The sequence below is a fragment of the Streptomyces sp. WAC 06738 genome (genome assembly GCF_003945505.1).
In the GTDB taxonomy this organism is placed as follows: domain Bacteria; phylum Actinomycetota; class Actinomycetes; order Streptomycetales; family Streptomycetaceae; genus Streptomyces.
Genome location: NZ_CP029618.1, coordinates 3,297,366 through 3,322,930, shown reverse-complemented (window position 1 = coordinate 3,322,930; position 25,565 = coordinate 3,297,366). Strand labels below are relative to the sequence as shown.

Sequence of the window (25,565 nt, the reverse complement as noted above, 5' to 3'; positions counted from 1 at the left end):
GCTCAATGTGAACCACGAGCAGGAAGGACACGCCGTTGAGCACACCCTCGGCGGTCCGCACAGCGATCGACCCGCTGGCGGGCACACGCGCTCCCGGCGATCCTGAGCACGACGTTCTCCTCACCGGCACCGTGTTCATGGACATCGTCTTCACCGGACTCGAAGGCGCGCCCGTGCGCGGCAGCGAGAACTGGGCCCGCGGCATGGGCTCGAGCCCGGGCGGCATCGCGAACATGGCCACCGCGCTCGCCCGCCTCGGGCTGCGCACCACGCTCAGCGCGAGCTTCGGCACCGACCTCTACGGCGACTACTGCTGGGAGAGCCTCTCCGAGAGCGAAGGCGTCGACCTCAGCCCGTCGCGGCGGCTGGCCGGCTGGCACTCGCCGGTCACGGTCTCCATGGCGTACGAGGGCGAGCGCACCATGGTGACGCACGAGCACCCCGCGCCGCCCCCCGTCTGCGCCACGCTCCCGCGCGCCCGCTCCGTCGTGGCGTCGCTGGAGGCGGGCCGGGACGAGGAGTGGGTGCGGCAGGCGCACGAGCAGGGCTCCCGCGTCTTCTCCGACGTCGGCTGGGACGAGACCGGCCGCTGGGACCTGGGCGCGCTGACCGGGCTCCGCTACAGCCACGCCTTCCTGCCCAACGCCGCCGAGGCGATGCAGTACACCCGCACCGAATCCCCGGAGCAGGCGGTACGCGCGCTCGCCGAGCTGGTGCCGATCGCCGTGGTGACCAAGGGCCCCGACGGCGCCGTCGCCGTCGACGGCGTCACCGGCGAGACCGCCGACGTCCCCGGCCTCCTCGTGGACGCCCTCGACCCCACCGGCGCCGGCGACGTGTTCGTCGCCGGCTTCATGACCGGAACACTGGCGGGCTGGCCGCTCGCCGACCGGCTCGCCTTCGCCAACCTCACCGCCGCGCTGTCCGTGCAGCACTTCGGCGGCTCGCTCTCCGCGCCCGACTGGACGGAGGTGGCCGCGTGGTGGATCGAGGCCGCCGCCCGTGCGAAGGCGGGCGACGCGGACGCCGCCGAGGTGGCCCGGCGGTACGACTTCCTGGACGGCCTGGTCCCGGCCCTGGTGCGGCAGCGGCCGCGCCGGCGGGCCATCCCGACCATCGGCTTCCGGGACGAGTAGAACGAAGGAGTTCTGATGGGATTGCGCAACAAGGGCGGCGGTAGAAGGCGGACCAAGGCACTCGTGCCCGCCGCGCTCGCCGCGGGACTTGCCGTGATAGCCGCCGGCTGCGTGCCCGGCACCGACGGCTCCGGCGCCGTCGATGGCGGGGGCGCCGGCGGCGCGGGCGGCGTACCGGACCCGTCCAAGGCGGGGAACGTGACGCTGACCGTATGGGACCAGGAGGTCCGCGGCGGCACCAACGCCGAGCTCGAGCAGCTCAACAAGGAGTTCCAGGAGAAGTACCCGAACGTCAAGATCAAGCGGGTCTCCCGGAGCTTCGACGACCTCAAGACGACGCTGAAGCTCGCCCTGTCGGGCAACAAGCCGCCCGACATCGTCCAGGCCAACCAGGGCTACCCCGACATGGTCGCCTTCGTGCAGGCCGGGCTCCTCATGCCGCTCGACAACTACGCGGGCGTCTACGACTGGAACACGCGCTATCCCAACACCCTGCTGAACCTCAACCGGGTCTCCGCCGACGGCAAGCAGTTCGGCACCGGCAGGCTCTACGGCATCTCCCAGACCGGCGAGTTCATCGGCGTCTACTACAACAAGGAGAAGCTGGCCGACGCGGGCATCGAGCCGCCGAAGACCTGGAAGGAGTTCACGGACAGCCTCGCCACCCTCAAGGACGAGGGCGAACTGCCCATCCAGTTCGGCAACCTCGACCAGTGGCCGGCCATCCACAACTTCGGCGTGCTCCAGGACCAGCACGGCGCCGCCGAGGCGCGCGACACCGTCCTCGGCCGCGGCGACGGCTTCGACAACGCGTACACGAAGGACGCCGCCGCCGAACTCGCCGACTGGATCGACAAGGGCTACCTGCCCAAGGACGCCAACGGCCGCGGCTACGACGACTCCTACAAGCAGTTCGCCGACGGCGAGGGCGGCTACCTGATCGCCGGCACCTGGCTGCAGGCCGACCTGAAGAAGCCCATGGGCGACAACCTCGGCGTCATGGCGCCGCCGCCCGCCAGCGAGGGCGGCAACCCGACCACCACCGGCGGCCAGGGCCTGTCGTGGTCCGTCACGTCCAAGTCCGCGCACCCCGACGTCGCCGCCGCGTACCTCGACTTCATCACCGACGAGCACGCCGCGGACGTGATGACGGAGAACGGCGTCCTGCCGGCCGTACCCGGCAAGGCGGCCGACGAAGTCGACCCCGACAGCCCCGACGGCCAGATGATCGCCGCCTGGAAGCGGCTCAACGCCGACGACGCTCTCGTCCCGTACCTGGACTACTCGACGCCGACGTTCTACGACACCGTCTCCGCGGGACTGCAGGACCTCATCGCCGGCAAGACGTCGCCCGACGGCTTCGCGAAGAAGCTCCAGGACGACTACGGGCCGTTCATGGAGAAGCAGCGCGGCGACGGCGCCGGCTCCGAGCCTGCGGGGTCGTGATGAAGTCCCTCACCGCCGGCTACGGCCGCCGCGCGCCGGGCGAACCACGCGCGGTCGGATACCTGTACGTCCTGCCCGCGCTCGTCATCTACGCGCTCTTCCTGCTCGTCCCCTTCGGGCAGTCCGTCTGGCTGTCGTTCCTGCACTGGGACGGCCTCACCCGGGCCACCTCCGCCGGGTTCTCCAATTACTCCGACATATTCACCGACCCGTCCCTGCGCGCCCCCTTCGGGCACGCGCTCGTGCTGCTGATCTTCTACTCCGCGCTCCCCGTCTGCATCGGCCTGCTGCTCGCGGCCGCCATGTCGCGCATACGCATACGCGGCATGACGTTCTTCCGCACCGTGCTGTTCCTGCCGCAGGTGCTGGCGATGGTCGTCGTCGGCGTCGCGTGGCAGTCCATCCTCGCGCCCGACGGGCTCCTCAACGACGTCCTGCGCGCCGTGGGCCTGGACTCCCTGGCCCGGCCCTGGCTCGGCGACTACGACTGGGCGCTGCCCGCCGTCGGCATCGTCGGCACCTGGGTCATGACCGGTCTCTGTCTCGTCCTCTTCCTCGCGGGTGCCCAGCGCATCCCCAAGGAGCTGTACGAGGCCGCGCGGCTGGACGGCGCGGGCGCGTTCCGCGAGTTCTTCGCCGTCACGCTGCCGGCGCTGCGCGCCGAGATAGCCGTCGCGCTGACCCTGACGATCGTCGCCGGACTGCGCAACTTCGACCTCATCTACGTCATGACGAGCGGCGGGCCCGGCGAGGCCACCTCCGTACCGGCGTACGAGGTCTACCACCGCGCCTTCGAGCTGAACCAGGTCGGTTCCGCCGCCGCCGTGGGCGTCGCGCTCACCGTGCTGATCTTCACCCTGACCGTCACGGTCTCCCGGCTCGTCGAAGGGCGGCGCTCATGAGCACCAAGATCGAACGCACCTTCACGTACGGCATCCTGTCGATCTTCGCCGTCATCTCCCTGACGCCCGTCATCGGCATCCTGTCGACCGCGTTCGGCGAGAAGGGCTCGCTCAACACCGGCTTCTCGCTGCCCGAAGGCGGCCTGAGCTGGAGCAACTTCTCCGACGCCTGGAGCCAGGGCAACTTCGGCAAGTACCTCGGGAACTCGATCCTGGTGGCGGTGGTCGTGGTCACCGTCGCGACCGTCCTGTCGATCCTGGCCGCGTACGCCTTCGGGGTGATGCGCTTCCCCGGCTCCAACGTCCTCTTCTACGTGTTCGTCATCGGCCTCACGCTGCCGCAGGAAGCGCTGGTCGTACCGCTCTACTTCGACCTGCGGCACTACGAGATCACCGACACGTACTGGGCGCTGATCCTGCCGCAGACCGCGCAGTCGCTCGCGTTCGGCGTGTTCTGGATGCGGACCTACTTCCGCAACAGCGCACAATCCGTCATGGAAGCGGCCCGCGTCGACGGCGCGAACAGCTTCACGACGCTGTGGCGGATCCTCGTCCCCATGGGGCGGCCGGCGATCACCACCATGATCGTCATCACCTTCATGTGGACCTGGAACGAGTTCCTCATGGCGCTGGTCATGATCAGTGAAGAAGGACTGCGCACCGTACCGCTGGGACTGGCCTTCTTCCAGGGACAGCAGACCTCCGACACCTCGCTGCTCGCCGCCGCGGCCGTGCTCATCGCACTGCCCGTCGTGGTCGTCTACATAGCGCTGCAGCGGCGGTTCATCGAGGGAATGCTCACCGGAGCAGTGAAGGAGTAAGAGAGTTGGGAGTGGCAGTGCCGAAGCCGAAGCCGTACGACGTGGTGACCATGGGGCGCGTCGGAGTGGACATCTATCCACTCCAGACCGGCGTCGGCCTCGCGGAGGTCAGCACCTTCGGCAAATACCTCGGCGGGAGCGCCACCAACGTCGCCGTCGCCGCCGCCCGCTACGGGCACGGCGCGGCGGTGATCACGAAGACGGGCGCCGACCCCTTCGGCACCTTCATCCGCGACGCGCTGCGCGGATACGGGGTCGGCACCGACTTCGTCGGCACCTCACCGGCACTGCCCACACCCGTCACGTTCTGCGAGATCTTCCCGCCGGACGACTTCCCGCTCTACTTCTACCGCTACCCCAAGGCACCGGACCTGGACCTCGCGGTGGACGAGCTGGACATGGACGCCGTACGGGCCGCCCGTGTCTTCTGGATGACCGGCACCGGACTGAGCGAAGAACCCTCCAGGACCGCGACGCTCGCGGCGCTCGAAGCCCGGGGCCGGACGGCACACACCGTCTTCGACCTCGACTGGCGCCCCATGTTCTGGCCCGAGGGCGCGGGCGCGTCCGCCGACGGACCCGCCCGCGGGCTGTACCGGCAGGCGCTGGCCCACGCCACGGTCGCCGTCGGCAACCTGGAGGAGTGCGCGGTCGCGACGGGGGAGCGGGAACCGCGCGCCGCCGCGCGGGCCCTGCTGGCGACAGGCGTCGAACTCGCCGTCGTCAAACAGGGCCCCCGCGGCGTCCTCGCCGTCCACCGCGACGGCGCGGAAGCGGAAGTACCCCCCGTGCCCGTCGAGGTCGTCAACGGCCTGGGCGCAGGCGACGCCTTCGGCGGCGCCCTCATCCACGGCATGCTGGAAGGCTGGCAACTGGACCGCACCATCGCCTTCGCCAACGCCGCCGGAGCCCACGTGGCGGGCGAGCTCGCGTGCTCCGACGCGATGCCCACGGCGGCACAGGTGGAGGCCAGGCTGCGCGCGGCGGAGATGCGGGCGTGACCCCACCCCCACGCCCCCCACGCCCCGCGCCTCCCTTACGCACCCGCCCCAGGGCAGGCCGCCCCAGTGACAGCACGCGCACGCAGCGCACGCGGCGTACGCGGTCGAGCAGTGCGACGATCGAAGTCCGCACCGCAGCCACGACCGCACCCACCCGCGTACGCGCCCACTCCCCGGAGACCCAGGCATGACCGTTGACAAGACCGGCGACCTCACCGCCACCCGCGTCCACCACCCCGAGGCCATCGCCGCCGCGGCGGCGGCCCGCCGCCCCGCGGCCTCGCCCCTCGGCGACGGCGACCCGGGCCGGGCCATGATCATCGCCGCCGACCACCCGGCCCGCGGCGCCAACGCCGTCGGCGGCGACGCCCACGCCATGGCCGACCGCGGGCTCCTCCTCGAACGGCTCTGCCTCGCCCTCGAACGCCCCGGCGTCACCGGCGTCCTCGCCACCGCCGACATCCTCGAAGACCTCCTCCTCCTCGGCGTCCTCGACGGCAAGTCCGTCTTCGGCTCCATGAACCGCGGCGGTCTCGCCGGCTCCTCCTTCGAGATAGACGACCGCTTCACCGGCTACGACGCGGAGACCATCGCCGCCATGGGCTTCGACGGCGGCAAGATGCTCACCCGCATCGCCCTCGACGACCCCGCCACCGCGGCCACCCTCGAATCCAGCGCCCGCGCCGTCGACGCCCTCGCCGACCGGCGGCTCATCGCCATGGTCGAGCCCTTCCTCTCCCGCTGGCAGGACGGCCGCGTACGCAACGATCTCTCCCCCGACGCCGTCGTCACCTCCGTCTCCATCGCCTCGGGACTCGGCCGGCGCAGCGCCTACACCTGGCTCAAGCTGCCCGTCGTCCCCGACATGGAGCGCGTCGTCGCCGCCACCACCCTGCCCGTGCTCCTCCTCGGCGGCGACACCGGCGGCGCCGAAGGCCAGCGCGCCGTCTTCGACGCCTGGCGCGGCGCGCTGCGGCTGCCCGGCGTGCAGGGGCTCGTCGTGGGCCGCTCGCTGCTCTACCCCGCCGACGGCGACGTCAGCGGGGCCGTCGACCGGGCGGTGAGCCTGCTGTGACCCACACCGACGAGACCGACGACAGGCTGTACGTCCCCGGCGGCGCCGCCGCCTCCGGCCCGTACCGCACCGACATCACCCCCGCGACCGCCGGCTGGGGCTACTCCGGCCTGCGCATCCTCGAACTCGCCCCCGGCCAGAGCCACACCCTCGCCACCGGCGACGCCGAGCACCTCGTCCTCCCCCTGGCCGGCGGCTGCACCGTCGAGGCCGACGGCACGCGCCTCGACCTCACCGGCCGCCCCGGCGTCTTCGGCGACCCCACCGACTTCGCCTACGTCCCCCGCGACACCGAGGTCCGCATCAGCAGCCCCGGCGGCGGCCGCTTCGCGCTGCCTTCCGCCCGCTGCGAACGGCGCCTGCCCGTACGCTACGGGCCGGCCGCCGGCGTACCCGTCGAACTCCGCGGCGCCGGCACCTGCAGCCGCCAGGTCCACAACTACTGCCTCCCCCAGACCTTCGACGCCGACCGGCTCCTCGTCTGCGAGGTCCTCACCCCCGGCGGCAACTGGTCCTCCTACCCGCCGCACAAGCACGACGAGGCGCGCCCCGGCGAGGAGAGCGAGCTGGAGGAGATCTACTACTTCGAGGTCGCCGAAGGCCCCGACGGCGGCCCCGGCATGGCCTACCAGCGCGTCTACGGCACCGCGGACCGCCCGCTGGACGTGCTCGCCGAGGTACGCAGCGGCGACACCGTGCTCATCCCGCACGGCTGGCACGGGCCCTCCATGGCCGTCCCCGGCTACGACCTCTACTACCTGAACGTCATGGCCGGCCCCGGCGCCGAACGGGCCTGGCTCATCTGCGACGACCCGGCACACGGCTGGATCCGCAGCACCTGGGACGACCAGGACACCGACCCGAGGCTGCCGTTCGGAGGAGGGACGCGATGAGCGACGCGACGACCACGGAACACATGGAGACCGTCAGGCTCACCACCGCCCAGGCGCTGGTGCGCTTCCTGGCCGGCCAGTACAGCGAACGCGACGGCGTCGAACGCCGGCTCATCCCCGGCATGTGGGGCATCTTCGGCCACGGCAACGTCGCCGGCGTCGGCCAGGCGCTGCTCCAGGCCGCCCGTACCGGAGAAGCGGACCTCCCGTACCACCTGGCGCGCAACGAGCAGGCCATGGTCCACTCGGCCACCGCCTACGCCAAGATGGCGGGCCGCCTCCAGACCTACGCCTGCACCTCCTCCATCGGCCCCGGCGCCACCAACATGGTCACCGGCGCCGCCCTCGCCACCACCAACCGCCTGCCGGTCCTCCTCCTCCCCGGCGACGTCTTCGCCACCCGCGCCGCCGACCCGGTGCTCCAGCAACTCGAGGACCCCCGCAACGGCGACGTGACCGTCAACGACGCGCTCCGCCCCGTCTCCGCCTACTTCGACCGCGTCGACCGGCCCGAGCAGCTCATCCCCGCCGCGCTCGCCGCGATGCGGGTGCTCACCGACCCCGCCGAGACCGGCGCCGTCACCCTCGCGCTGCCGCAGGACGTGCAGGCCGAGGCGTACGACTGGCCCGTGGCGTTCCTGCGCCGCCGCGTCTGGCACGTGCCCCGCCCCGCACCCGAACCCGCCGCGCTGGCCCGCGCCGTCGCGCTGCTCCGCGGCGCCCGCCGGCCGCTGCTCGTCGCCGGCGGCGGCGCGGTGTACTCCGAGGCGTGGGAGGAACTGCGGGCCTTCGCGCTCCGCACCGGCATCCCCGTCGCCGACACCCACGCCGGCAAGGGCGCCGTGCCCTGGGACCACCCCTGCGCCGTCGGCGCGCTCGGCTCCACCGGCACCGCCGCCGCCAACGCGCTGGCCGCCGAGGCCGACGTGGTCCTCAGCGTCGGCACCCGCTACAGCGACTTCACCACCGCGAGCCGCACCGTCTTCGCCCGCCCCGACGTGGCGTTCGTCAACCTCAACGTCGCCCGCCTCGACGCCGTCAAGCACGCCGCCGAGCCGCTGGTCGCGGACGCCCGCGCGGGCCTCGAAGCGCTCGACGCCGCACTCGCCGACTGGCAGGTGGACGACGCCCACCGGGCGCGCGTACGCGAACTCGCCGACGCCTGGCGGCGCACCACCGACGCCGTCTACCACCCCGAGCGCGGCCACGGCCCGCCGCCCGCGCAGACGGAGATCCTCGGCGCCGTCAACGACCTGGCCGGCGACGGCGACGTCGTCATCAACGCCGCCGGCTCCATGCCCGGCGACCTCCAGGCCCTCTGGCGGGCCCGGGACCCGAAGGCGTACCACGTCGAATACGCCTACTCCACCATGGGCTACGAAATCGCCGCGGGACTCGGCGTGAAGCTCGCCGCCCCCGAGCGCGAGGTCGTCGTCCTCGTCGGCGACGGCTCGTACCTGATGCTCTCCCAGGAGATCGTCACGGCGGTCGCCGAGGGGCTGAAGCTGATCGTCGTCCTCGTCGACAACGGCGGCTTCGCGTCCATCGGCGCGCTGTCGGAGTCGCTCGGCTCGCAGCGCTTCGGCACCCGGTACGCGGGACGCAACCCCGACACCGGCGAGCTGGACGGCGGGCCGCTGCCGGTGGACCTGGCGGCGAACGCGGCGAGCCTCGGCGCGGACGTGCTGCGGGCGACGACGGTGGCGGAGTTCCGGGACGCCTTCGTCCGGGCCAAGGAGGCGGAGCGCACCACGGTGGTGCACGTCGTCACCGACCTGACCGGGCCCAACCCGCCGAGTTCGGCGTGGTGGGACGTGCCGGTCAGCGAGGTCTCCGAGCTGGAGTCCACGCGCAAGGCGTACGAGGAGTACCGCGACGGCAAGCGCGCCCAACGCCCGTACCTCTGACAGCTCAGCAACCCCCGTACTTCCCCGGCAAGTTAAGCGAGACCCTCATGCACACGATCGAGCACTGGATCGCCGGCGGCGCCACCGCGTCCGTTTCGGCCGGCTCCGCCCGCACCGCCCCCGTCTACGACCCCGCCACCGGCCGCGAGCAGGCCCGCGTCCTGCTCGCCGAGGCCGCCGACGTCGACGCCGCGGTGAACGCCGCCGCCAAGGCGTACGACACCTGGCGCGACAGCTCGCTCTCCCAGCGGATGCGCGTCATGTTCGCCTTCCGCGAGCTGCTGGTCCGGCACGAGGACGAGCTGGCCCGCGTCATCTCCGCCCAGCACGGCAAGATCATCTCCGATGCCCGCGGCGAGATCGTCCGCGGCCGGGAGGTAGTCGAGTACGCCTGCGGGATAGCCGACGCCCTCAAGGGCGGCTACTCCGACCAGTACTCGCGCGGCGTCGACGTCCTCTCCTTCCGTGAGCCGCTGGGCGTCTGCGCGGGCATCACCCCGTTCAACTTCCCCGCGATGGTGCCCCTGTGGATGCACCCCATCGCCATCGCCACCGGCAACACCTTCGTGCTCAAGCCCAGCGAGCGCGACCCGTCCGCCTCCAACCTGATCGCCCGGCTCTACGCGGACGCCGGGCTGCCCGACGGCGTCTTCAACGTCGTCCACGGCGACAAGACCGCCGTCGACGCCCTCCTCGACCACCCCGGCATCGCCGCCGTCTCCTTCGTCGGCTCCACGCCCATCGCCACGTACGTGCACGAGCGCGGCACCGCCGCGGGCAAGCGCGTCCAGGCCCTCGGCGGCGCGAAGAACCACGCCGTCGTGCTGCCGGACGCGGACCTGGAGTACGCCTCCGACCAGCTCGTCGCCGCCGCCTACGGCTCCGCGGGCGAGCGCTGCATGGCGATCTCCGTCGCCGTCGCGGTCGGGGACGCGGCCGATCCGCTGGTGGAGGTGCTGGAGCGGAAGGCGCGCGCGGTGCGCGTCGGCCCCGGCGACGACCCGGCCAGCGAGATGGGCCCGCTCGTCACCCGCGCCGCGCAGGAGCGCGTCAGCGGGGCCGTCGCCTCGGCGGCGGCGCAGGGCGCGACGGTCGTGGTCGACGGCCGGGACCTGAAGGTCGCCGGGCACGAGGAGGGGTTCTTCACCGGACCGACGCTGCTGGACCACGTCAGCGCGGCGATGGACGCGTACCGCACAGAGATCTTCGGCCCTGTGCTCGCGGTGATCCGCGTCGCCACCCTGGACGAGGCGATCGCGCTCATCAACGCCAACCCGTACGGCAACGGCACCGCGCTCTTCACCGGCGACGGCGGCGCGGCCCGGCGCTTCCAGCGCGGGGTGCACGTCGGGATGGTCGGCATCAACGTGCCGGTGCCGGTGCCGATGGCCGCGTACTCCTTCGGCGGCTGGAAGGACTCGCTCATCGGCGACAGCCCCGTGCACGGCCCGGAGGGCGTGCGCTTCTACACCCGCCCGAAGGTCGTCACGACCCGCTGGCCGGAAGGCGGCAACCCGGCGGCCAGGGCCGCGGCGTTCGCGTTCCCGACCGCCACCTGACCCGCCCCGCCCGCACCCCCCACCCCCGCAACCCCGTCACGAGCCCCGACCACCGAGAGGCCGCACCCTCATGACCGACGCACCCGGCGCCCCGCGCCCCGCCGCGCGAACCGCCGCCGGCAACCTGTGCCTGGGCTCCGCCCCCTGCTCCTGGGGGGTGTGGTTCCCCGAGGAGGAGCACCAGGTCCCGTACACCCGCTTCCTCGACGAGCTGGCCGGGACCGGCTACAAGTGGCTGGAGCTGGGCCCGTACGGCTATCTGCCCACCGACCCGCAGCGCCTCGCCGGCGAACTCGCCGAGCGCGGCCTCCAGGTCTCCGGTGGCACGATCTTCGGCGCCCTGCACCGCCCCGCCGAGTGGGACGAGACCCTGGCGAACGTCCGCCGCGTCGCCGAGCTGACCGCCGCCACCGGCGCCCACCACCTCGTGCTCATCCCGCCGCTCTACCGCGACGAGAAGACCGGCGACTTCACCGAGCCGCCGGAGCTGACGGCCGCGCAGTGGACGGCGCTCGGCAAGGCCGCCGACGACCTGGGCAGGATCCTCCTGGACGACTACGACGTCCGCCTCGTCGTCCACCCGCACGCCGACAGCCACATCCAGACGCAGCCGGAGATCGAGCGCTTCCTGAACGCCACCGACTCCCGCTACGCCAACCTCTGCCTGGACACCGGCCACGTCGCGTACGGCGGCGGCGACAACCTCGACCTCATCCGCCGCTACGCCGAGCGCATCGGCTACGTCCACATCAAGCAGATGGACCCGGTGATCATCGAGCAGGTCCGGGCCGAGAACCTGTCGTTCAGCGAGGCCGTCAGCCGCGGCGTGGCCGTGGAGCCGCCCGCGGGCGTGCCGAACCCGGGGGACATCGTCGAGGCGCTGTCGGGGCTGGACGCGGAGCTGTTCGTGGTCGTCGAGCAGGACCTGTGGCCGTGCGAGCCCGACGTGCCGCTGCCGATCGCGGTCCGTACCCGCGACTACCTGGCGGGCGTCGGCCTGAGCGGCACGCGCCGCCCCCGCTGAAGCGGCCCGCTGAGAACCAGTACCGAGGAGCAAGAAGTCATGACCGTACGCATCGGAGTCGTCGGCACCGGCGCCATCGGCCGCGAGCACATCGAGCGCATCAGTCGCGTCATCAGCGGTGCCCGCGTGAGCGCCGTCGCCGACATCGACGCGGCGCTGGCCGAGAAGGCCGCGGCGGAGGCGGGCGGTGCGCGGGTCGCCGACGCCGCCGACATCGCGGGGTCGCTGATCGCCGCGGACGACGTGGACGCGGTGCTGGTGTCGTCCTGGCACGCCGCGCACGCCGAGCACGTGCTGGCCGCGATCGCCGCGGGCAAGCCGGTGCTCTGCGAGAAGCCGCTGGCGACCACGGCGGAGGACGCGCTGCGCGTGCTGGCCGCGGAGGAGGCGTTCGGGCGGCGGCTGGTGCAGGTCGGGTTCATGCGCCGCTACGACCCGGGCTACCGGGAGCTGAAGCGCGTCATCGCCGACGGCGGCATCGGCCGGCCGCTGATGATGCACTGCGCGCACCGCAACCGGTCGGCGCCCGAGCGGTACACCACCGAGATGGCGGCGCAGGACACGGGCGTGCACGAGATCGACGCGGCCCGCTGGCTGCTGGACGACGAGATCGTGTCGGCGCAGGTCATCCTCCCACGCGCCACGGAACGCCGGTTCCCGCACCTGCGGGACCCGCAGTTCATGCTCTTCGAGACGGCCGGCGGGGTCCGTATCGACCTGGAGGTCTTCGTCAACTGCCAGTACGGGTACGACATCCAGTGCGAGACGGTCGGCGAGACGGGCCTGATCCGGCTGCCGGACCCGGCGCGCGCCCAGGTGCGCGCGGCGGCGCGGGTGGGCACGGAGATCGACCAGGAGTGGGGCGGGCGCTTCGCGGAGGCGTTCGACGTGGAGGTGCAGGCGTGGGTCGACTCGGTGGCCGCGGGCGCGGCCACCGGCCCGAGCGCCTGGGACGGTTACGCCGCCACGGCGGTCGCGGCGGCGACGGTCGAGGCGCAGCGGACGGGCGCGGTGGTGGACGTGGACCTCGTGGAGCGCCCGGCGTTCTACGCCTGACGGGTACGCCCGCCCGGTTTTCCGGGCCGGGGCACCGCCCCCGGCCCGCCGCGCTTCCCGCGGCCCCGGCCCCCACCGCGGGGGGAGGGGCCGGGCCGCGGGAACCCCGTCTCCGTTCGGCACGTCTCCTTGGGGCAGCAGGTGTGTCCAAAGGGGGATACGGATGTCACTGGGGGAGCCGCCGCTGCTGAGCCGCCCGCCGTGGGTGGGCGTGACGACGACGCTGGGGCGGATGGCGTACGCGCTGGGGGCGTTGCCCGCGGCGTTGATGGCGCTGATGATCCCGCTCTTCCGCGGCGAGCGGGAGTACTGCGGGCCGCCGGACCACACGGGCCCGTGCGACCGCATCCAGGAGATGAGCGCCGCCTCGGCGGCGGGGCTGGGCCTGGGGGTGCTGACGCTCCTGGCGGCGGGCGCCATCGCGCAGTCGGTGGGGCGGCGGCTGGCGGAGACGGGGCGGGAGCGGCGGGGGGTGGCGCTGGTGCTGGGGATGCTGGCGGTGCCGGCGGTGACGTACGCGATGCTGGCCTACGGGTACACGACGGCCTGACGCGGCGGCCCGCGGGGGCGCTTCCCGGCCGCGTACGCCCGCCGCGCAGGGCGGGAAGGCGGTCGATGCCCGCCGTCAGGCGTCGTCGCCGGCGAGGACGTCGTCCGCGTCCACGATCCGGTACGCGTACCCCTGCTCGGCGAGGAACCGCTGCCGGTGGGCGGCGAAGTCCTGGTCGATGGTGTCGCGGGCGACGAGCGAGTAGAACCGCGCCTCGTGACCGTCCTCCTTGGGCCGCAGCACGCGGCCGAGCCGCTGCGCCTCCTCCTGCCGGGAGCCGAAGGTGCCCGAGACCTGGATGGCGACCGTCGCCTCCGGCAGGTCGACGGAGAAGTTCGCGACCTTCGACACCACGAGGACGCTTATCTCGCCGCTGCGGAAGGCGTCGAAGAGCTTCTCCCGCCGGGCGTTGGTGGTCTCGCCCTTGATGACGGGCGCGTCCAGGTGCTCGCCCAGCTCGTCGAGCTGGTCGATGTACTGGCCGATGACGAGCGTCTGTTCGCCCGTGTGCCGGGCGACGAGCGCTTCGGCGATCTTGCGCTTGGTGTCGGTCGTGGCGCAGAAGCGGTACTTCTCCTCGGCCTCCGCGGTGGCGTAGGCGAGCCGTTCGGCGTCGGTGAGGTTCACCCGCACCTCGACGCAGTCGGCGGGCGCGATGTAACCCTGCGCCTCGATCTCCTTCCACGGGGCGTCGAAGCGCTTGGGGCCGATGAGCGAGAAGACGTCGGACTCGCGGCCGTCCTCGCGTACGAGCGTGGCCGTGAGCCCGAGCCGGCGGCGGGCCTGGAGGTCGGCGGTGAACTTGAAGACGGGCGCGGGCAGCAGGTGCACCTCGTCGTAGACGATGAGGCCCCAGTCGCGGGAGTCGAAGAGCTCCAGATGCGGGTAGACGCCTTTGCGGCGGGTGGTCAGCACCTGGTACGTGGCGATCGTGACGGGCCGGATCTCCTTGCGGGCGCCGCTGTACTCGCCGATCTCGTGGTCGGTGAGCGACGTGCGGCGCAGCAGTTCGCTCTTCCACTGCCGGGCGGCGACGGTGTTCGTGACGAGGATCAGCGTGGTGGCCTTCGCCTCGGCCATGGCCCCGGCGCCGACGAGGGTCTTGCCGGCCCCGCAGGGCAGCACGACGACGCCGGAGCCGCCGTGCCAGAAGCCCTCGACGGCCTGTTTCTGGTACGGGCGCAGCCCCCAGCCCTCCTCGACCAGCGCGATGGGGTGGGCTTCCCCGTCCACGTACCCCGCGAGGTCCTCGGCGGGCCAGCCGAGCTTCAGCAGCGCCTGCTTGATCTGCCCGCGCTCGGAGGGGTGGACGGCGACGGTGTCGTCGTCGAGCCGGGCGCCGACCAGGGGCTGGATCCGCTTGGACCGCAGGATCTCCTCCAGCACCGGCCGGTCGGTGGTGGAGAGCACGAGGCCGTGGGCGGGGTCCTTGGTGAGGGTGAGCCGCCCGTAGCGCGCCATGGTCTCGGCGACGTCGACGAGGAGCGCGTGCGGCACGGGGTAGCGGGAGTAGGTGACGAGGGCGTCGACGACCTGCTCAGCGTCGTGTCCCGCGGCGCGCGCGTTCCACAGGCCGAGGGGCGTGACGCGGTAGGTGTGGATGTGCTCGGGGGCGCGCTCCAGCTCGGCGAAGGGCGCGATGGCGCGCCGGCACTCCTCCGCCAGCTCGTGGTCCACTTCCAGCAGGAGCGTCTTGTCCGACTGCACGATCAGGCAGGACATGCGGACCTCCTCCCACTGCTGCCGCTGCTGCCGCGCCCGGTCCGGGGACCCCCGGGGCCCGGGGGATACGCGGGAAACAGGGAAGTCTACCTCGCGGCGGCGACAGCGTGCGGCGCGCCGGCGGCCTGTGCCGCGGGCCGCGGGCGGCCGGACGGGGCGGGCGGCCCGGGCCTCAGCTCATCGCCTTCTTCACCAGTTCGGTGACCGTCTTCTCGTGGGCGGGCGTCAGCTCGGTGAGGGCGAAGGAGGTGGGCCACATGGTGCCGTCGTCGAGGTGGGCGGCGTCGTTGAAGCCGAGGGTGAGGTAGCGCGAGCCGAACTTCTCCGCGGCCTGCACGAAGCAGACGATCTTTCCGCCCTTGCCGTTCCTGGCGCCGGCGGCGTACGCGGGCATCCCGTACCAGAGCCGCGGCGACAGCTCGGGCGCCGCTTCGGTGATGAGGGTGTGCAGCCTCCCGGCGAGGACCCGGTCGGACTCGGGCATCTCGGCGATCTTCTCCAGCAGCTCCGCCACCGGATCGGCCTTGGGGCCGCCGCGCCTGGTCTTCCTGATCTCCTTGGCGCGCTCCTTCATGGCCGCGAGCTCCGCCTCGGTGAAGCCTTCGCCGGACTCGCCGCCGTCGGCCGTGGCTGCCTTCTTCGCGTCCGCCATAGCAGTACCTTTCTCGGGTCCGACCTGGTCCTGATCTCAGCCTACGGAGAATCGGCGGCGACGCCTCCGCCGTGACCGGCCACGCGGACGACCGCCGGGACGACGCCGAAGGAGGCCGGCCGTGGCACGCAGCCGCCGTCTGATTCTGACCCCGCCCGAGCGGGTCTGGGACCTGCTGAGCGACGGCTACCGCTACGGGGAGTGGGTCACCGGCACCCGGCAGGTCCTCTCCGCCGACCCGCACTGGCCCGCGGTGGGCGCCCGGCTGCGGGTGCGCGTCGGCGCCGGCCCGCTGGCGCTCGACGACACCTGCGTCGTCCGCGTCTGCGAACCGCTTGCGCGGCTGGAGCTGGAGGCGAAGGCCGACCCGTTCGGGGCGGCCCGGATCGCGATGCGGCTGGAGCCGTGGGGCGGGAACACGCTCTTCTTCCTGGACTGGCACCCGCTGCGCGGACCGGGGACGAGGCTGCACGGGCTGCCGGTGGACTACCTGGTCGCGGTCCGCAACGGGATGATGCTGACGAAGCTGGCGCGGATCGCGGTACGGGAGTACGGGGCGGCGCGCGGCCCGGACGGGGTGGGGCCCCGTCCGGGCGGGGCGGGTGCCGGGCCGGCGGGCGTCAGGCGGGGGTGACCGGTTCCTGGAGTTCGGTGACCCAGTCGGCGCGGGAGTCGGGGACTTCGAGGTACAGCTCGCGGGCGTAGCCGGTGGAGCGGTAGCCGTTCTCGTCGATCCAGGCGGCGAGGGCCTGGACGGTCGGCAGCACGGCGTCCATGTCGCCGTGGTGGACGACGGTGGCCGCGGTGGAGAGCGGCGGGAGGTCGGTGACCGTGAAGTCGTACGCCGGTGACGGCTCGACGCCGACCTGGAGCCCCGCGTGGACGGTGAGGGTGCCGTCGGGCGCGTCCTCGTACCAGGCGACGCCGGGGCCCGTGACCGCGACGCCCGCGGCGTCGAGGCGGCGGCACAGCTCGTCGTAGAGCGGCTGGATCACCGGGCCGATGTCGGCGGGCTCGAAGCTCGCGGCGCTGCCGCTCAGCTCGGCGACCCGGACGGCGGGGACGGACTTCAGGACGACGTCGGTGGCGGACATGCGGCCCTCGCTCTCGATCGTACGGAGCCGCGCCTCCACCCCGGCGAGCCGTCGCACCGCGTCCGCGGCGGCGGTCTCCAGCTCCGCGCGGCGCAGCCGCAGCATGCCGCGCAGCTCCTCGGCGGTCGGCTTCTCGTCCAGTATCGAACCGATCTGGCCGAGGCTGAAGCCGAGGTCCCTGAGGGCGACGATGCGGTTGAGGCGGCTGAGCTGGGCGGCCTCGTAGCTGCGGTAGCCGCTGTGCGGGTCGACGCGGGCGGGGCGCAGCAGGCCGAGGGCGTCGTAGTGGCGGAGCATGCGGACCGAGACGCGGCCGTGGCGGGCGAACTCTCCGATGGTGAACATGACGTACTCCAGTGCAGGGGCTGACACGGTGTGAGGGTCAAGGCACGCCCGGGTGCTGCCGCGCGGCGCTTCAGGTGGTGTCGTCGGCGAGCTCCGCGGCGCCGGTGATGCGGTGGAGGGGGTAGGTGCGTACCTCGTCGGCGGTGTGGTCGTACGCGGTGACGTAGCCGCCTTCGACGCGGACGGGGGCGATGACGCGCTGGCTGGCGGCGCCGTCGGCGTTGACGTAGCCGATCCAGACGGCGGCGTTGCCGAGGACGGCGGCCTGGAGGACGGCGAGGGTCTCGGCGGCGGGGGTGCGGGGGAGGCCGCCGGGGGCCTGCGTCTGGGGTGCGTCCGGGGCCCGCGGGGTTTCCGCGGCCCGGGGGTCCTGCGGGGTCTGGGGGGCGCGGAGGGGGCGGTGGCGGCGCGGTCTCCGGCCCGTACGGCGCGGACGGCCGCCGCGAGGAGGGCGGTGTCCGGGGCGGGCGGGCCGTCGGGGACGGGCGCGGGCGGCGTACGGGGCGGGGTGCGGTGGGCGGCGGACCGGGCGACGAGGACGGCGCCGTCGGGCGACTCGGCGGCGGGGGCGTAACCCATCTCGCGGAGCCGGGCCAGCAGCACGTCGGGCGGGGTGGGGGAGACGAGGACGGTGGGCGCGAGGTGGCGCAGCCGCAGTTCCGCGGCGCGCCGGTCGGCGACGATCTCGGCGAGGAGCGCGTCGTCGTCGCAGCGCAGATACGCGCCGGCGGCGCCGATCCGCAGCCGGCCGTGCTTGCGGGCGACGTCGTCGATGAGGTAGCTGAGCGGCTGCGGCACGGGGGTGCGGGAGTGGGCGGTGAGGAAGTCGTGCAGCTCGGCGGCAGACCGGCCGGCGTCGAGGGCGCGGCGTACGGAGCTCTGCGTGAAGCGGTAGACGGTGGCGCCGCCCTTGGACTCGACCTCGGCGAGCACGCCGAGCACGGCGGCGAGTTCGCGCTTGAGGGGGCCGGGGGCGATGGCGGTGAGGTCGGCCTGGAGCAGCACGTGGTCGACGGGCGGGGGAGGAGCGGCGCGAGCGCGTGGGCGGCCCGGAGGGCGGCGGCGCGGGCTTCCGCGGGGGTGGCGGGGGCGGGGTGCCGCGGGGCTCCGGTGGGGAGTCCGGCGGCGGGCGTGGCGCCGGTGGCGGGTGTGGCGGGGGCGTCGGTGCTGGTGGCGAGGGGTGGAGCGGGGTGATTGTCGGAGGGGCGGCCTACCCTTGGGCGGGTGCGTGGGGGAGGCGGGGGTGCGGCGTCGGCGGTGTCCGCTTCGGGCGCGGCCGGCGGTGGGCTCTCCTCCTCCGGGGGGCTCAGCAGGGCGCGGCCGTGGGTGGCCAGGGCGCCGCGGCCCGTGACGCCCAGGAGTTCGGCCTCCTCCAGCGTCCAGCGGGCCAGCCGCGTGCGCAGGTCCTCCTCCTCGCCCTCCGCCGCGGGTCCGCCGCGCGGGGGGCGTTCCCAGCGGAGGCGGGCCACCACCGAGTCGGGCGTCGCCGCCGTGCCCTCCGGGAGGACCGCGAGCAGCCCCAGCACCGCGCGGCGCACCTCCGGTGCCGCGCCGCGGTCCAGGCCCTCGCCGAGCGCCGACAGCGCCCGGCCCTTGCCGTCCCGGCCGCCGACCAGCCCCGGCGTCCGCGTCGCCGCCAGCCACGCCGCCGTCAGCTCCGCCCACCGCTCGGCCGCCGGCAGCGCCAGCCACTCGTCGTACGCGGGCGTCGGCGCGTACCGCTCGTCGGTCTCCCCGTCCGAGGCCAGCAGCCCGGCCCCGTAGGCCAGTTCCACCCAGAACGCCGCCTGCGGCTCCGCGACGTCCAGCGCGGTCGCCGTCCGCTTCAGGTCCCGTACGGCCAGGCCGCCGGCCCGCAGCACCGGCGGGCTCGCCGTCGCCCACTGGCCGAGCAGCTCCTCCACCGTCTCGACGGCCACCGCCGCCTGGCCGGCTGCCGTCGCGTCGACGACCCGCATCCCGTACGTCCCGGCCGCCACCGGCTCCGGCGGCACCGCCGCCACGCTGCGGTGCGCCCGCCCGTCGCGCAGGTGCAGCGCCACCTCGCGCGGCAGCAGCACGCTGCCCGGCGCGGTCGGCAGCAGCAGCCCCCGGTCCAGCAGCCACCGCACGTGCGCCGGCGGCTGCGCCGACACCGTGCCGTACGGCGGGCCCCATGTCAGCCGCCCCAGCACCGTCACGGCCTCCGGCGGCGCCTGGTCCAGCAGGTCCGCCATCCGCCGGGGGTCGGAGAAGAGCGCGGTCAGCGACTCCGCGGCCGAGACGGGGTCGTGTGTCGCCGGCAGCCCCGCGTTCGCCAGTACCTGCTGCAGTCGCCCCGGCGACATCCCCGTCGCCACCTCCGCGGCGGCGGGCCCCAGTCCCGTGGCCGACCCGGACGCCTGCGGCGTCAGCAGCTCCCGCGCCGTACGCACCAGCCGCAGCCGCTGTTCGTCCCCCCACACCAGCGCCTGCGCCCGCAGTTCGGCGACGGCGCGCGGCAGCGCGGCCACGGTGTCGGGTTCGTCGCCCATCAGCCCGGCCAGCACGTCGTACGGGCACGGGTCGGGCGCGACCGCGAGCGCCTGGGCGGTCTGCTGCGTGAACCGGTCGAGCCGTTCCAGCGCGCGGACGACGGAGGCGCGGGTGCCGGCGCGGGTGGCGAGCTGGGTCAGGTCGCCCGGTACGGGGGTGAGCAGATCGGGCCGGGCGCGGAGCAGCCCGGCCAGCGCGGTGTCCGGTCGGCCGCGGAGCTCCTCGGCGAGGGTCCGGGCGGGGTTGCCGGTCGTCATCCGCTCCACAGTAGTCCTCGCCGGGCGTACGGCACCGGACGGAGGCGGGGTTGGCGGTGCGCGGCACCGCCTCCGGCGGGAGGCGGCGACCGTACGGCGGGGGTCGGGCAGCCCCTAGGTCGGGTCCGCGCCCATCGTGTCCAGCACCGGCGGTGCCGGTTCGATCGGCTTCGGCATCACCGCCGCCTCCGAGTGGGCGCCGCAGCCGTACGCGAGCGACACGACGTGGCCGTCCGCCGGGGAGAACTCGTTCGCGCACACGCCGAAGGCGCGGCGCAGCGAGCCCGCGATCGGCATGAGGAAGCCGCAGCTCACGCAGGACGCGGGCGCGGCCTGCGCCATCGGCGTCTTGGGGCCGTACTCGTCCTCCCAGCGGTCCGCGGCGGTGTGCAGCCCGTAGCGGGAGAGCACCCGGTGGCGGGTCATGCCGAGTTCGTCGGCGAGGGCGCCGATCTCCGCGCGCCGCGGTACGCCGCCGGGCGGCGCCGCCGCGGCGACCGGGCGTGCCTCCATCCCGGCGCCTTCCGCGCCCTCCGCGGCGGCCTCGCCTTCGGGCTCCGCGGCTCCGGCCCGCTCCTCGGCCTCGGCCGGCTCCAGTTCCTCGTCGCCCACCGCGAGGCCCGGCTCCAGCCGCAGGTCCTGGTCCTCCGTCGGCAGCAGGTCGCCGGGGCCCAGGTCGCCGGGGCGCAGCCGCTCGTGCCACGGCACCCACTCCGGCGCCAGCAGCGCGTCAGGGCCCGGCAGCAGCACCGTTTCGTCGAGCGTGACCGTCCGCGCGCGGGACGCCCGCGCGACGGTCACCGCCCAGCGCCAGCCGCGGTAGCCGGGCAGCCGGCACTCGAAGAGGTGGGTCACCACACGCGTATCGTCGGCGGTGACGCCGATGTGCTCGCCGACCTGCTCCGCGCCCGCGGCCTCCTCGGCCGCCGCACGGGCGAGGTCGACGGCGTCGGCGCACTGCTGGTCGGGGGTGACGCGGCTGCGCACCGCGGCACCGCGCACGGCGGTCGTCTTGGCGGGGCTGTTCGCAGGGCTCATCTGGCTCACAGTCTTTCGGTACGGACGGCCGGGCGGGCGCGGGAGCCGAGGGAGCGGACAGGGGGCCGCGTCAACGCTCGTATCCTCACGACACACAGAGGCGCGTCGTTCACCCTACCTGGCGCCGCGCCGGGTCCGTACGCCCACCGGCGCCATGGGCCCCCGCCGCGCCCCTGCGCCCCCCGCCGGCCTGCCCCGTGCCCCGTACGGACCACCCGCGGCACCCCGGATGACCGCATGCGCCCCCGCGGGGTTCTCGCCCTACGGTCCCGCATGCGGGCACTATGGCGAGGTGGTCGAAGACCGGACGGCTCCCGTGGCCGGCCCGCTGCAGCAGGCGGGCCGGGCGGTCGGCCGTGCCGTGCGGCGGCCGGTGGTCGGCGCGGGGCGGCGGATCCGGCGGGCCACGGACGCGCAGGGGGCGGGGGAGTCGGGCCTCGGGCGGCTGATGGAACTGCACATGGTGAACGCCGCCGGGGACATGATGATCACCATCGCGCTGGCGTCGACGGTGTTCTTCTCCGTGCCCACGGACGAGGCCCGCGGCCGGGTCGCGCTCTACCTGGCCATAACGATGGCGCCCTTCGCCGTGCTCGCCCCCGTCGTCGGCCCGCTGCTGGACCGCATCCCGCACGGCCGCCGCGCCGCGATGGCCGGCACGATGCTGGCGCGGCTGCTGCTGGCGCTGGTGCTGTCGGGAGCGGTCAAGACCGGCGACCTGAGCCTCTATCCGGCGGCCCTCGGGGTGCTGGTGTGCTCCAAGTCGTACGGGGTGGTGCGCTCGGCCGTCGTGCCGCGGCTGCTGCCGCGGCGCATCTCGCTGGTGAAGGCCAACAGCCGGGTGACGCTCGCCGGGCTGCTCGCCACCGGCATCGCCGCACCGCTCGGCGGGCTGCTGCACTTCATCGGCCCCGGCTTCCCGCTCTACGGGGCGATGGTCATCTTCGGCTTCGGCGTCTTCCTGGCGTTCCGGATGCCGCACGCGGTGGACTCGGCGCGCGGCGAGGGCAAGGCGCAGTTGGCGTCGGGCGAGGAGGGCCGGCTGCGGACGCCGCAGAAGCCGGGGCTGCGCTCCGTGGGGCCCTCGGTGCTGCACGCGCTCCAGGCCAACTCCGCGCTGCGGGTGCTGTCGGGGCTGATGACGCTCTTCCTGGCGTTCCTCCTGCGCGACAACCCGCCCGGCGGGCTGCGCCCGGAGCTGACGCTCGGCATGGCGGCGGTCGCCGCCGGCACGGGCAACGCGCTGGGCTCGGTCATCGGCTCCTGGCTGCGCTCGCGCGGACCGGAGAAGCTGATCGCCCTGCTGCTCACCCTCGCCCTGACGACGACGGTGCTGGCGGCGGTCTTCTACTCGCTGCCGCTGCTGATCTGCGTCGCGGCGATGGCGGGGTTCGCGCAGTCGCTGGCGAAGCTGTCGCTGGACGCGCTCATCCAGCGGGACGTACCGGAGTACGTGCGCACGTCGGCGTTCGCGCGCTCCGAGACGGTGATCCAGTTGTCGTGGGTCGTGGGCGGCGCGATCGGCATCCTGCTGCCGCTGAACGGGGTCGGCGGCATGGCCGCGGGCGCGGCCGTCGTCGCGGTCGGGCTTGCCGCGACCGTGCGAGGGCTGCTCACCGCGGCCCGGCACGGCACGCCGCACCCGCGCGTGGCCTGACCGGGGCCGGCAGGTAGCCTGCCCGCATGACCAAAGCGCCCGCCACCACCGTGTTCTCCCGTGCCCGCGGCCTTCGCAGCCGCCGCGGCGCGGCGGCTCTCGGTGCCGTCGTCGTCTCCGCCTTCGCCCTGTCCGCGTGCGAGAAGCCGACGCCGGTGGCGCAGATCACGGTGGACGACCGGACGGCGAGCGCGGAGGCGCAGTGCTACGACGACGGCAAGGACATCTCCAACGAGGAGCTGGAGTCCTGCATCTCGGAGCGCGCGGAGAAGTCGATCACGGTGGACAGCGGCGACCGGGTGAGGATCGGCGTGGAGCCGGAGATCGCGGACAACGGGTGGGTGCTCTTCGTGGACGGCCGGCCGGTCACGTCGCAGCCGAGCAAGCACACGTATGTGACGTACAGCGGGGACCAGTTCTTCGACGCGCAGTCGCAGCCGGGGCAGCCGCCGGTGCAGAGCGACAAGGCGAAGGTCGGGATCGTGGAGATCGACGACGAGGGCAACTACAAGGGCGCGTGGAGCTTCGACCTGAAGCGGAAGCAGTACTGACGGCCGGGCGGCGGTGATGCCCGGCGGCGGCGCGGGGGAGCCCGGCGGCGGACGTGCTCTGTCGGCGGGGCGGCCTACCCTTGGGCGGGTGCGTGGGAGTGGTGCGGTGCCGGGCGGAGACGCGGTGTCCGGTGCGCGGGTGCTGGTGGTGGTCGCCGTTGCCGCCGAGGCCGAGGCCGTCGAGCGGGCCGGGCGGGGGTACGACGTCGTGATCGGCGGCGTGGGGCCCGCTGCCGCCGCCGCGGGGGCCGCCGGCGCGCTGGCCGCGGCGCCCGTTCCGTACGACCTCGTCATCGCCGCCGGGATCGGCGGCGGCTTCGCGGGCGTCGCGCCCGTGGGCGGGGTGGTCGTGGCGGACGAGATCGTGGCCGCCGACCTCGGCGCGGAGACGCCGGACGGGTTCGTGCCCGTCACCGAGCTGGGCTTCGGCGCCGTCGCCCACCGGCCGCCGCCGGCCGCGGCGCGGGCCGCGGCGGAGGCGGCCGGCGCGGTGCTGGGTACGGTGCTGACCGTGTCCACCGTCACCGGCTCCGCCGGGCGCGCCGCCGAGCTGCGCCGCCGCCATCCGCGCGCCGCGGCCGAGGCGATGGAGGGCTTCGGCGTCGCCGAGGCCGCCGCCCGGCACGGCGTCCCGGTCCTGGAGATCCGCGCGGTGTCCAACGCCGTGGGCCCCCGCGACCGCGCCGCCTGGCGCATCCCGGACGCGCTGAACGCCCTCACGGCCGCCGTCGCGGCCCTCCCCGCCTTCGGCGAACTCCCGGACGTCGCCGCCGTGCCCGACCTCGCGGCCCGGCCCGACCTCGCCGAGGGCGACGCACCGGCCGCCGACGTGGCCCCCGCCGATCCCGCCGCCGACCCGGCCGCCCACCCCGCCCCGCCCGACGGAGAGGAGCCCCGATGACCTCGCCGGGCACCCCGAGCGACCAGCCGCTCCGGATCGCCTACTCCCCTTGCCCCAACGACACCTTCGTCTTCCACGCCTGGGCCCACGGACTCGTCCCCGGCGCCCCGCCCCTCGACGTCACCTTCGCCGACATCCACCTCACCAACGGCATGGCCGAGCGCGGCGAGTCCGACATCCTCAAGGTCTCCTACGCCGTCCTCCCGTACGTCCTCGACCGCTACGCCCTCCTGCCCTGCGGCGGCGCCCTCGGCCGGGCCTGCGGGCCCCTGGTGCTCACCGCCGGCGCGCAGCGCCCCGCCGACCTCGCCGGCCGCACCGTCGCCGTGCCCAGCGAGCGGTCGACGGCCTACCTGCTCTTCCGGCTCTGGGCCGCGGCGGAAGTGCCGGGCGGGGTCGGCGAGGTCGTCGTCATGCCGTTCCACGAGATCATGCCCGCCGTCCGCGACGGCAAGGTCGACGCCGGGCTCGTGATTCACGAGGCCCGCTTCACCTATCAGGGTTACGGCCTCCACTGCCTCGCCGACATGGGCGAGCACTGGGAGGCCACCACCGGCCTGCCCATCCCCCTCGGCGCCATCGTCGCCCGCCGCGCCCTCGGCGCGGAGACGCTGCACGCGCTCGCCGCCGCCGCCCGCACCTCGGTGCGGATGGCGTGGGACGACCCGGAGGCGTCGCGGGCGTACGTGCGGGAGCACGCGCAGGAGCTGGACCCCGCGGTGGCGGACCAGCACATCGGCCTGTACGTCAACGAGTTCACCGCCGACCTCGGCGAGGACGGCTACGCGGCCGTGCGCGGACTGCTCACCCGGGCGGCCGCGGAGGGCCTGGTGCCGCCCGTCGCCCCGGACGCGCTGGCGTTCCCGTAGCAGCCGCTACGGGCCGAAGGCGCCGGCGCGTCCGTCCCCGCCGCCCCCTCAGACGTCCAGTTGATCGGCGACGGCCCGGAGCATCCCGGCGATCTTGCGGCCGTGTGCCTTGTCCGGGTACCGGCCGCGTTCGAGCTGCTGCGTCACGCTCTCCAGCAGCGTCGTCAGATCCTGCACGATCGACGCCAGCTCGTCCGGCTTGCGCCGCTGCGCGGCCGCGACCGACGGGGTGGGGTCCAGCAGCGTCACGGACAGCGCCTGGTCGCCGCGCTGCCCGGCCACCACGCCGAACTCGACGCGCTGACCCGGCCGGAGCGTCTCCACCCCGTCCGGCAGCACCGACGAGTGCACGAAGACGTCACCGCCGTCGTCGCGGGAGAGGAAGCCGAAGCCCTTCTCGCTGTTGAACCACTTGACTTTGCCGGTAGGCACGTGTCGTCGCCCTGTCTTCGTTTTCGTACTCGCTGCCGTGAAAGAGCAGGAGAGCGGGTCCAGTGACCCGCCACCTCAAGGCTAATGGTCCCCCGCCCGGTGACAAGATGTCGCCGGGTGCTTCCTCAGCGCACAATCCGGCCTCCGGGCGCGCCGCCTACCC

General features: G+C 74.1%; 22 protein-coding genes and 1 pseudogene. 17 read left to right on the top strand and 6 right to left on the bottom strand.

The annotated features are described in order from the left end of the window. Nucleotides 1-35: 35 nt before the first annotated feature. From DMB38_RS14120 to DMB38_RS14065, 12 genes are all read left to right on the top strand, one after another. The gene (locus tag DMB38_RS14120; RefSeq protein WP_125935485.1) at nucleotides 36-1,136 is read left to right on the top strand and encodes a carbohydrate kinase family protein; all 1,101 of its coding nucleotides are present in this window, start codon (nucleotides 36-38) and stop codon (nucleotides 1,134-1,136) included. Nucleotides 1,137-1,199: 63 nt separating this feature from the next. Continuing rightward, on the top strand, nucleotides 1,200-2,582 hold the full coding sequence (locus tag DMB38_RS14115; RefSeq protein ID WP_125939025.1) for an extracellular solute-binding protein: 1,383 nt from the start codon (nucleotides 1,200-1,202) through the stop codon (nucleotides 2,580-2,582). Next, complete coding sequence (locus tag DMB38_RS14110) at nucleotides 2,582-3,484, top strand: sugar ABC transporter permease (protein WP_125935484.1); 903 nt, start codon at nucleotides 2,582-2,584, stop codon at nucleotides 3,482-3,484. The genes DMB38_RS14115 and DMB38_RS14110 overlap by 1 nt, the downstream gene beginning before the upstream one ends. After that, nucleotides 3,481-4,305 carry a carbohydrate ABC transporter permease gene (locus DMB38_RS14105; RefSeq protein ID WP_125935483.1) on the top strand — a complete coding sequence of 275 codons (825 nt, stop codon included), beginning with the start codon at nucleotides 3,481-3,483 and terminating at the stop codon, nucleotides 4,303-4,305. Before DMB38_RS14110 ends, DMB38_RS14105 begins: the two co-directional genes overlap by 4 nt. 17 nt (nucleotides 4,306-4,322) lie before the next feature. Further along, nucleotides 4,323-5,306, top strand: coding sequence for a 5-dehydro-2-deoxygluconokinase (iolC, locus tag DMB38_RS14100; protein WP_276314958.1), 984 nt, complete (start codon nucleotides 4,323-4,325; stop codon nucleotides 5,304-5,306). A gap of 187 nt (nucleotides 5,307-5,493) precedes the next feature. Next, the gene (locus DMB38_RS14095; RefSeq protein ID WP_125935482.1) at nucleotides 5,494-6,381 is read left to right on the top strand and encodes an aldolase; all 888 of its coding nucleotides are present in this window, start codon (nucleotides 5,494-5,496) and stop codon (nucleotides 6,379-6,381) included. After that, nucleotides 6,378-7,274: a 5-deoxy-glucuronate isomerase gene (gene iolB, locus DMB38_RS14090; protein ID WP_125935481.1), complete on the top strand. Its 897-nt coding sequence runs from the start codon at nucleotides 6,378-6,380 to the stop codon at nucleotides 7,272-7,274. Before DMB38_RS14095 ends, iolB begins: the two co-directional genes overlap by 4 nt. A 23-nt stretch (nucleotides 7,275-7,297) precedes the next feature. After that, complete coding sequence (gene iolD, locus DMB38_RS14085) at nucleotides 7,298-9,181, top strand: 3D-(3,5/4)-trihydroxycyclohexane-1,2-dione acylhydrolase (decyclizing) (protein WP_125939023.1); 1,884 nt, start codon at nucleotides 7,298-7,300, stop codon at nucleotides 9,179-9,181. A gap of 47 nt (nucleotides 9,182-9,228) precedes the next feature. Then, complete coding sequence (locus tag DMB38_RS14080; RefSeq protein ID WP_125935480.1) at nucleotides 9,229-10,740, top strand: CoA-acylating methylmalonate-semialdehyde dehydrogenase; 1,512 nt, start codon at nucleotides 9,229-9,231, stop codon at nucleotides 10,738-10,740. Between the two features lie 70 nt (nucleotides 10,741-10,810). Further along, nucleotides 10,811-11,764, top strand: a complete 954-nt coding sequence (locus tag DMB38_RS14075) for a TIM barrel protein (protein WP_125935479.1) — start codon at nucleotides 10,811-10,813, stop codon at nucleotides 11,762-11,764. A gap of 39 nt (nucleotides 11,765-11,803) precedes the next feature. Then, complete coding sequence (locus DMB38_RS14070; RefSeq protein ID WP_125935478.1) at nucleotides 11,804-12,820, top strand: Gfo/Idh/MocA family oxidoreductase; 1,017 nt, start codon at nucleotides 11,804-11,806, stop codon at nucleotides 12,818-12,820. Between the two features lie 163 nt (nucleotides 12,821-12,983). Beyond that, nucleotides 12,984-13,370, top strand: a complete 387-nt coding sequence (locus DMB38_RS14065; protein WP_125935477.1) for a hypothetical protein — start codon at nucleotides 12,984-12,986, stop codon at nucleotides 13,368-13,370. A gap of 75 nt (nucleotides 13,371-13,445) precedes the next feature. Here DMB38_RS14065 and DMB38_RS14060 read toward each other — a convergent pair whose 3' ends face one another. After that, on the bottom strand, nucleotides 13,446-15,092 hold the full coding sequence (locus DMB38_RS14060) for a DNA repair helicase XPB (protein ID WP_125935476.1): 1,647 nt from the start codon (nucleotides 15,090-15,092) through the stop codon (nucleotides 13,446-13,448). 172 nt (nucleotides 15,093-15,264) lie between these two features. Beyond that, nucleotides 15,265-15,744 carry a DUF1801 domain-containing protein gene (locus DMB38_RS14055; RefSeq protein WP_125935475.1) on the bottom strand — a complete coding sequence of 160 codons (480 nt, stop codon included), beginning with the start codon at nucleotides 15,742-15,744 and terminating at the stop codon, nucleotides 15,265-15,267. A 121-nt stretch (nucleotides 15,745-15,865) separates the two neighbouring features. On the opposite strand from DMB38_RS14055, the gene DMB38_RS14050 reads away from it, so the two are divergent. Continuing rightward, on the top strand, nucleotides 15,866-16,378 hold the full coding sequence (locus DMB38_RS14050; protein WP_240662214.1) for an SRPBCC family protein: 513 nt from the start codon (nucleotides 15,866-15,868) through the stop codon (nucleotides 16,376-16,378). Here the strand turns inward: DMB38_RS14050 and DMB38_RS14045 are convergent. The 3 genes and pseudogenes from DMB38_RS14045 to DMB38_RS14035 form a co-directional block, all read right to left on the bottom strand. Next, a complete protein-coding gene (locus DMB38_RS14045; RefSeq protein WP_125939022.1) occupies nucleotides 16,365-17,183 on the bottom strand; it encodes a MerR family transcriptional regulator in 819 nt (272 codons plus the stop codon). The genes DMB38_RS14050 and DMB38_RS14045 overlap by 14 nt on opposite strands. 70 nt (nucleotides 17,184-17,253) lie before the next feature. After that, nucleotides 17,254-19,954 (bottom strand): annotated as a pseudogene (locus DMB38_RS14040) (helicase C-terminal domain-containing protein). A gap of 114 nt (nucleotides 19,955-20,068) precedes the next feature. Next, nucleotides 20,069-20,992, bottom strand: a complete 924-nt coding sequence (locus DMB38_RS14035; protein ID WP_125935474.1) for a DUF3027 domain-containing protein — start codon at nucleotides 20,990-20,992, stop codon at nucleotides 20,069-20,071. Nucleotides 20,993-21,284: 292 nt separating this feature from the next. Between DMB38_RS14035 and DMB38_RS14030 the strand changes: the two genes are divergently transcribed. From DMB38_RS14030 to DMB38_RS14015, 4 genes are all read left to right on the top strand, one after another. Beyond that, nucleotides 21,285-22,649 carry an MFS transporter gene (locus DMB38_RS14030; protein WP_125935473.1) on the top strand — a complete coding sequence of 455 codons (1,365 nt, stop codon included), beginning with the start codon at nucleotides 21,285-21,287 and terminating at the stop codon, nucleotides 22,647-22,649. A 26-nt stretch (nucleotides 22,650-22,675) separates the two neighbouring features. Continuing rightward, nucleotides 22,676-23,200, top strand: a complete 525-nt coding sequence (locus DMB38_RS14025; RefSeq protein ID WP_125935472.1) for a hypothetical protein — start codon at nucleotides 22,676-22,678, stop codon at nucleotides 23,198-23,200. 88 nt (nucleotides 23,201-23,288) lie between these two features. Continuing rightward, nucleotides 23,289-24,101 (top strand): futalosine hydrolase, encoded by an 813-nt coding sequence (locus DMB38_RS14020; protein WP_240662212.1) that lies wholly within the window; start codon nucleotides 23,289-23,291, stop codon nucleotides 24,099-24,101. Beyond that, the gene (locus DMB38_RS14015; RefSeq protein WP_125935470.1) at nucleotides 24,098-24,970 is read left to right on the top strand and encodes a 1,4-dihydroxy-6-naphthoate synthase; all 873 of its coding nucleotides are present in this window, start codon (nucleotides 24,098-24,100) and stop codon (nucleotides 24,968-24,970) included. Before DMB38_RS14020 ends, DMB38_RS14015 begins: the two co-directional genes overlap by 4 nt. A 48-nt stretch (nucleotides 24,971-25,018) precedes the next feature. On the opposite strand, the gene DMB38_RS37480 is transcribed toward DMB38_RS14015, so the two are convergent. Then, a complete protein-coding gene (locus DMB38_RS37480; protein WP_018836124.1) occupies nucleotides 25,019-25,402 on the bottom strand; it encodes a cold-shock protein in 384 nt (127 codons plus the stop codon). Between the last annotated feature and the right edge of the window lie 163 nt (nucleotides 25,403-25,565).

What these genes read in the sequence shown, in the direction of transcription:
- DMB38_RS14110 (WP_125935484.1), top strand. Translation starts at nt 2,582, where the DNA reads ATGAAGTCCCTCACCGCCGGCTACGGCCGCCGCGCGCCGGGCGAACCA.
- DMB38_RS14105 (WP_125935483.1), top strand. Translation starts at nt 3,481, where the DNA reads ATGAGCACCAAGATCGAACGCACCTTCACGTACGGCATCCTGTCGATC.
- DMB38_RS14095 (WP_125935482.1), top strand. Translation starts at nt 5,494, where the DNA reads ATGACCGTTGACAAGACCGGCGACCTCACCGCCACCCGCGTCCACCAC.
- iolD (WP_125939023.1), top strand. Translation starts at nt 7,298, where the DNA reads ATGGAGACCGTCAGGCTCACCACCGCCCAGGCGCTGGTGCGCTTCCTG.
- DMB38_RS14080 (WP_125935480.1), top strand. Translation starts at nt 9,229, where the DNA reads ATGCACACGATCGAGCACTGGATCGCCGGCGGCGCCACCGCGTCCGTT.
- DMB38_RS14075 (WP_125935479.1), top strand. Translation starts at nt 10,811, where the DNA reads ATGACCGACGCACCCGGCGCCCCGCGCCCCGCCGCGCGAACCGCCGCC.
- DMB38_RS14070 (WP_125935478.1), top strand. Translation starts at nt 11,804, where the DNA reads ATGACCGTACGCATCGGAGTCGTCGGCACCGGCGCCATCGGCCGCGAG.
- DMB38_RS14065 (WP_125935477.1), top strand. Translation starts at nt 12,984, where the DNA reads ATGTCACTGGGGGAGCCGCCGCTGCTGAGCCGCCCGCCGTGGGTGGGC.
- DMB38_RS14060 (WP_125935476.1), bottom strand. Translation starts at nt 15,092, where the DNA reads ATGTCCTGCCTGATCGTGCAGTCGGACAAGACGCTCCTGCTGGAAGTG.
- DMB38_RS14055 (WP_125935475.1), bottom strand. Translation starts at nt 15,744, where the DNA reads ATGGCGGACGCGAAGAAGGCAGCCACGGCCGACGGCGGCGAGTCCGGC.
- DMB38_RS14045 (WP_125939022.1), bottom strand. Translation starts at nt 17,183, where the DNA reads ATGTTCACCATCGGAGAGTTCGCCCGCCACGGCCGCGTCTCGGTCCGC.
- DMB38_RS14035 (WP_125935474.1), bottom strand. Translation starts at nt 20,992, where the DNA reads ATGAGCCCTGCGAACAGCCCCGCCAAGACGACCGCCGTGCGCGGTGCC.
- DMB38_RS14025 (WP_125935472.1), top strand. Translation starts at nt 22,676, where the DNA reads ATGACCAAAGCGCCCGCCACCACCGTGTTCTCCCGTGCCCGCGGCCTT.
- DMB38_RS14015 (WP_125935470.1), top strand. Translation starts at nt 24,098, where the DNA reads ATGACCTCGCCGGGCACCCCGAGCGACCAGCCGCTCCGGATCGCCTAC.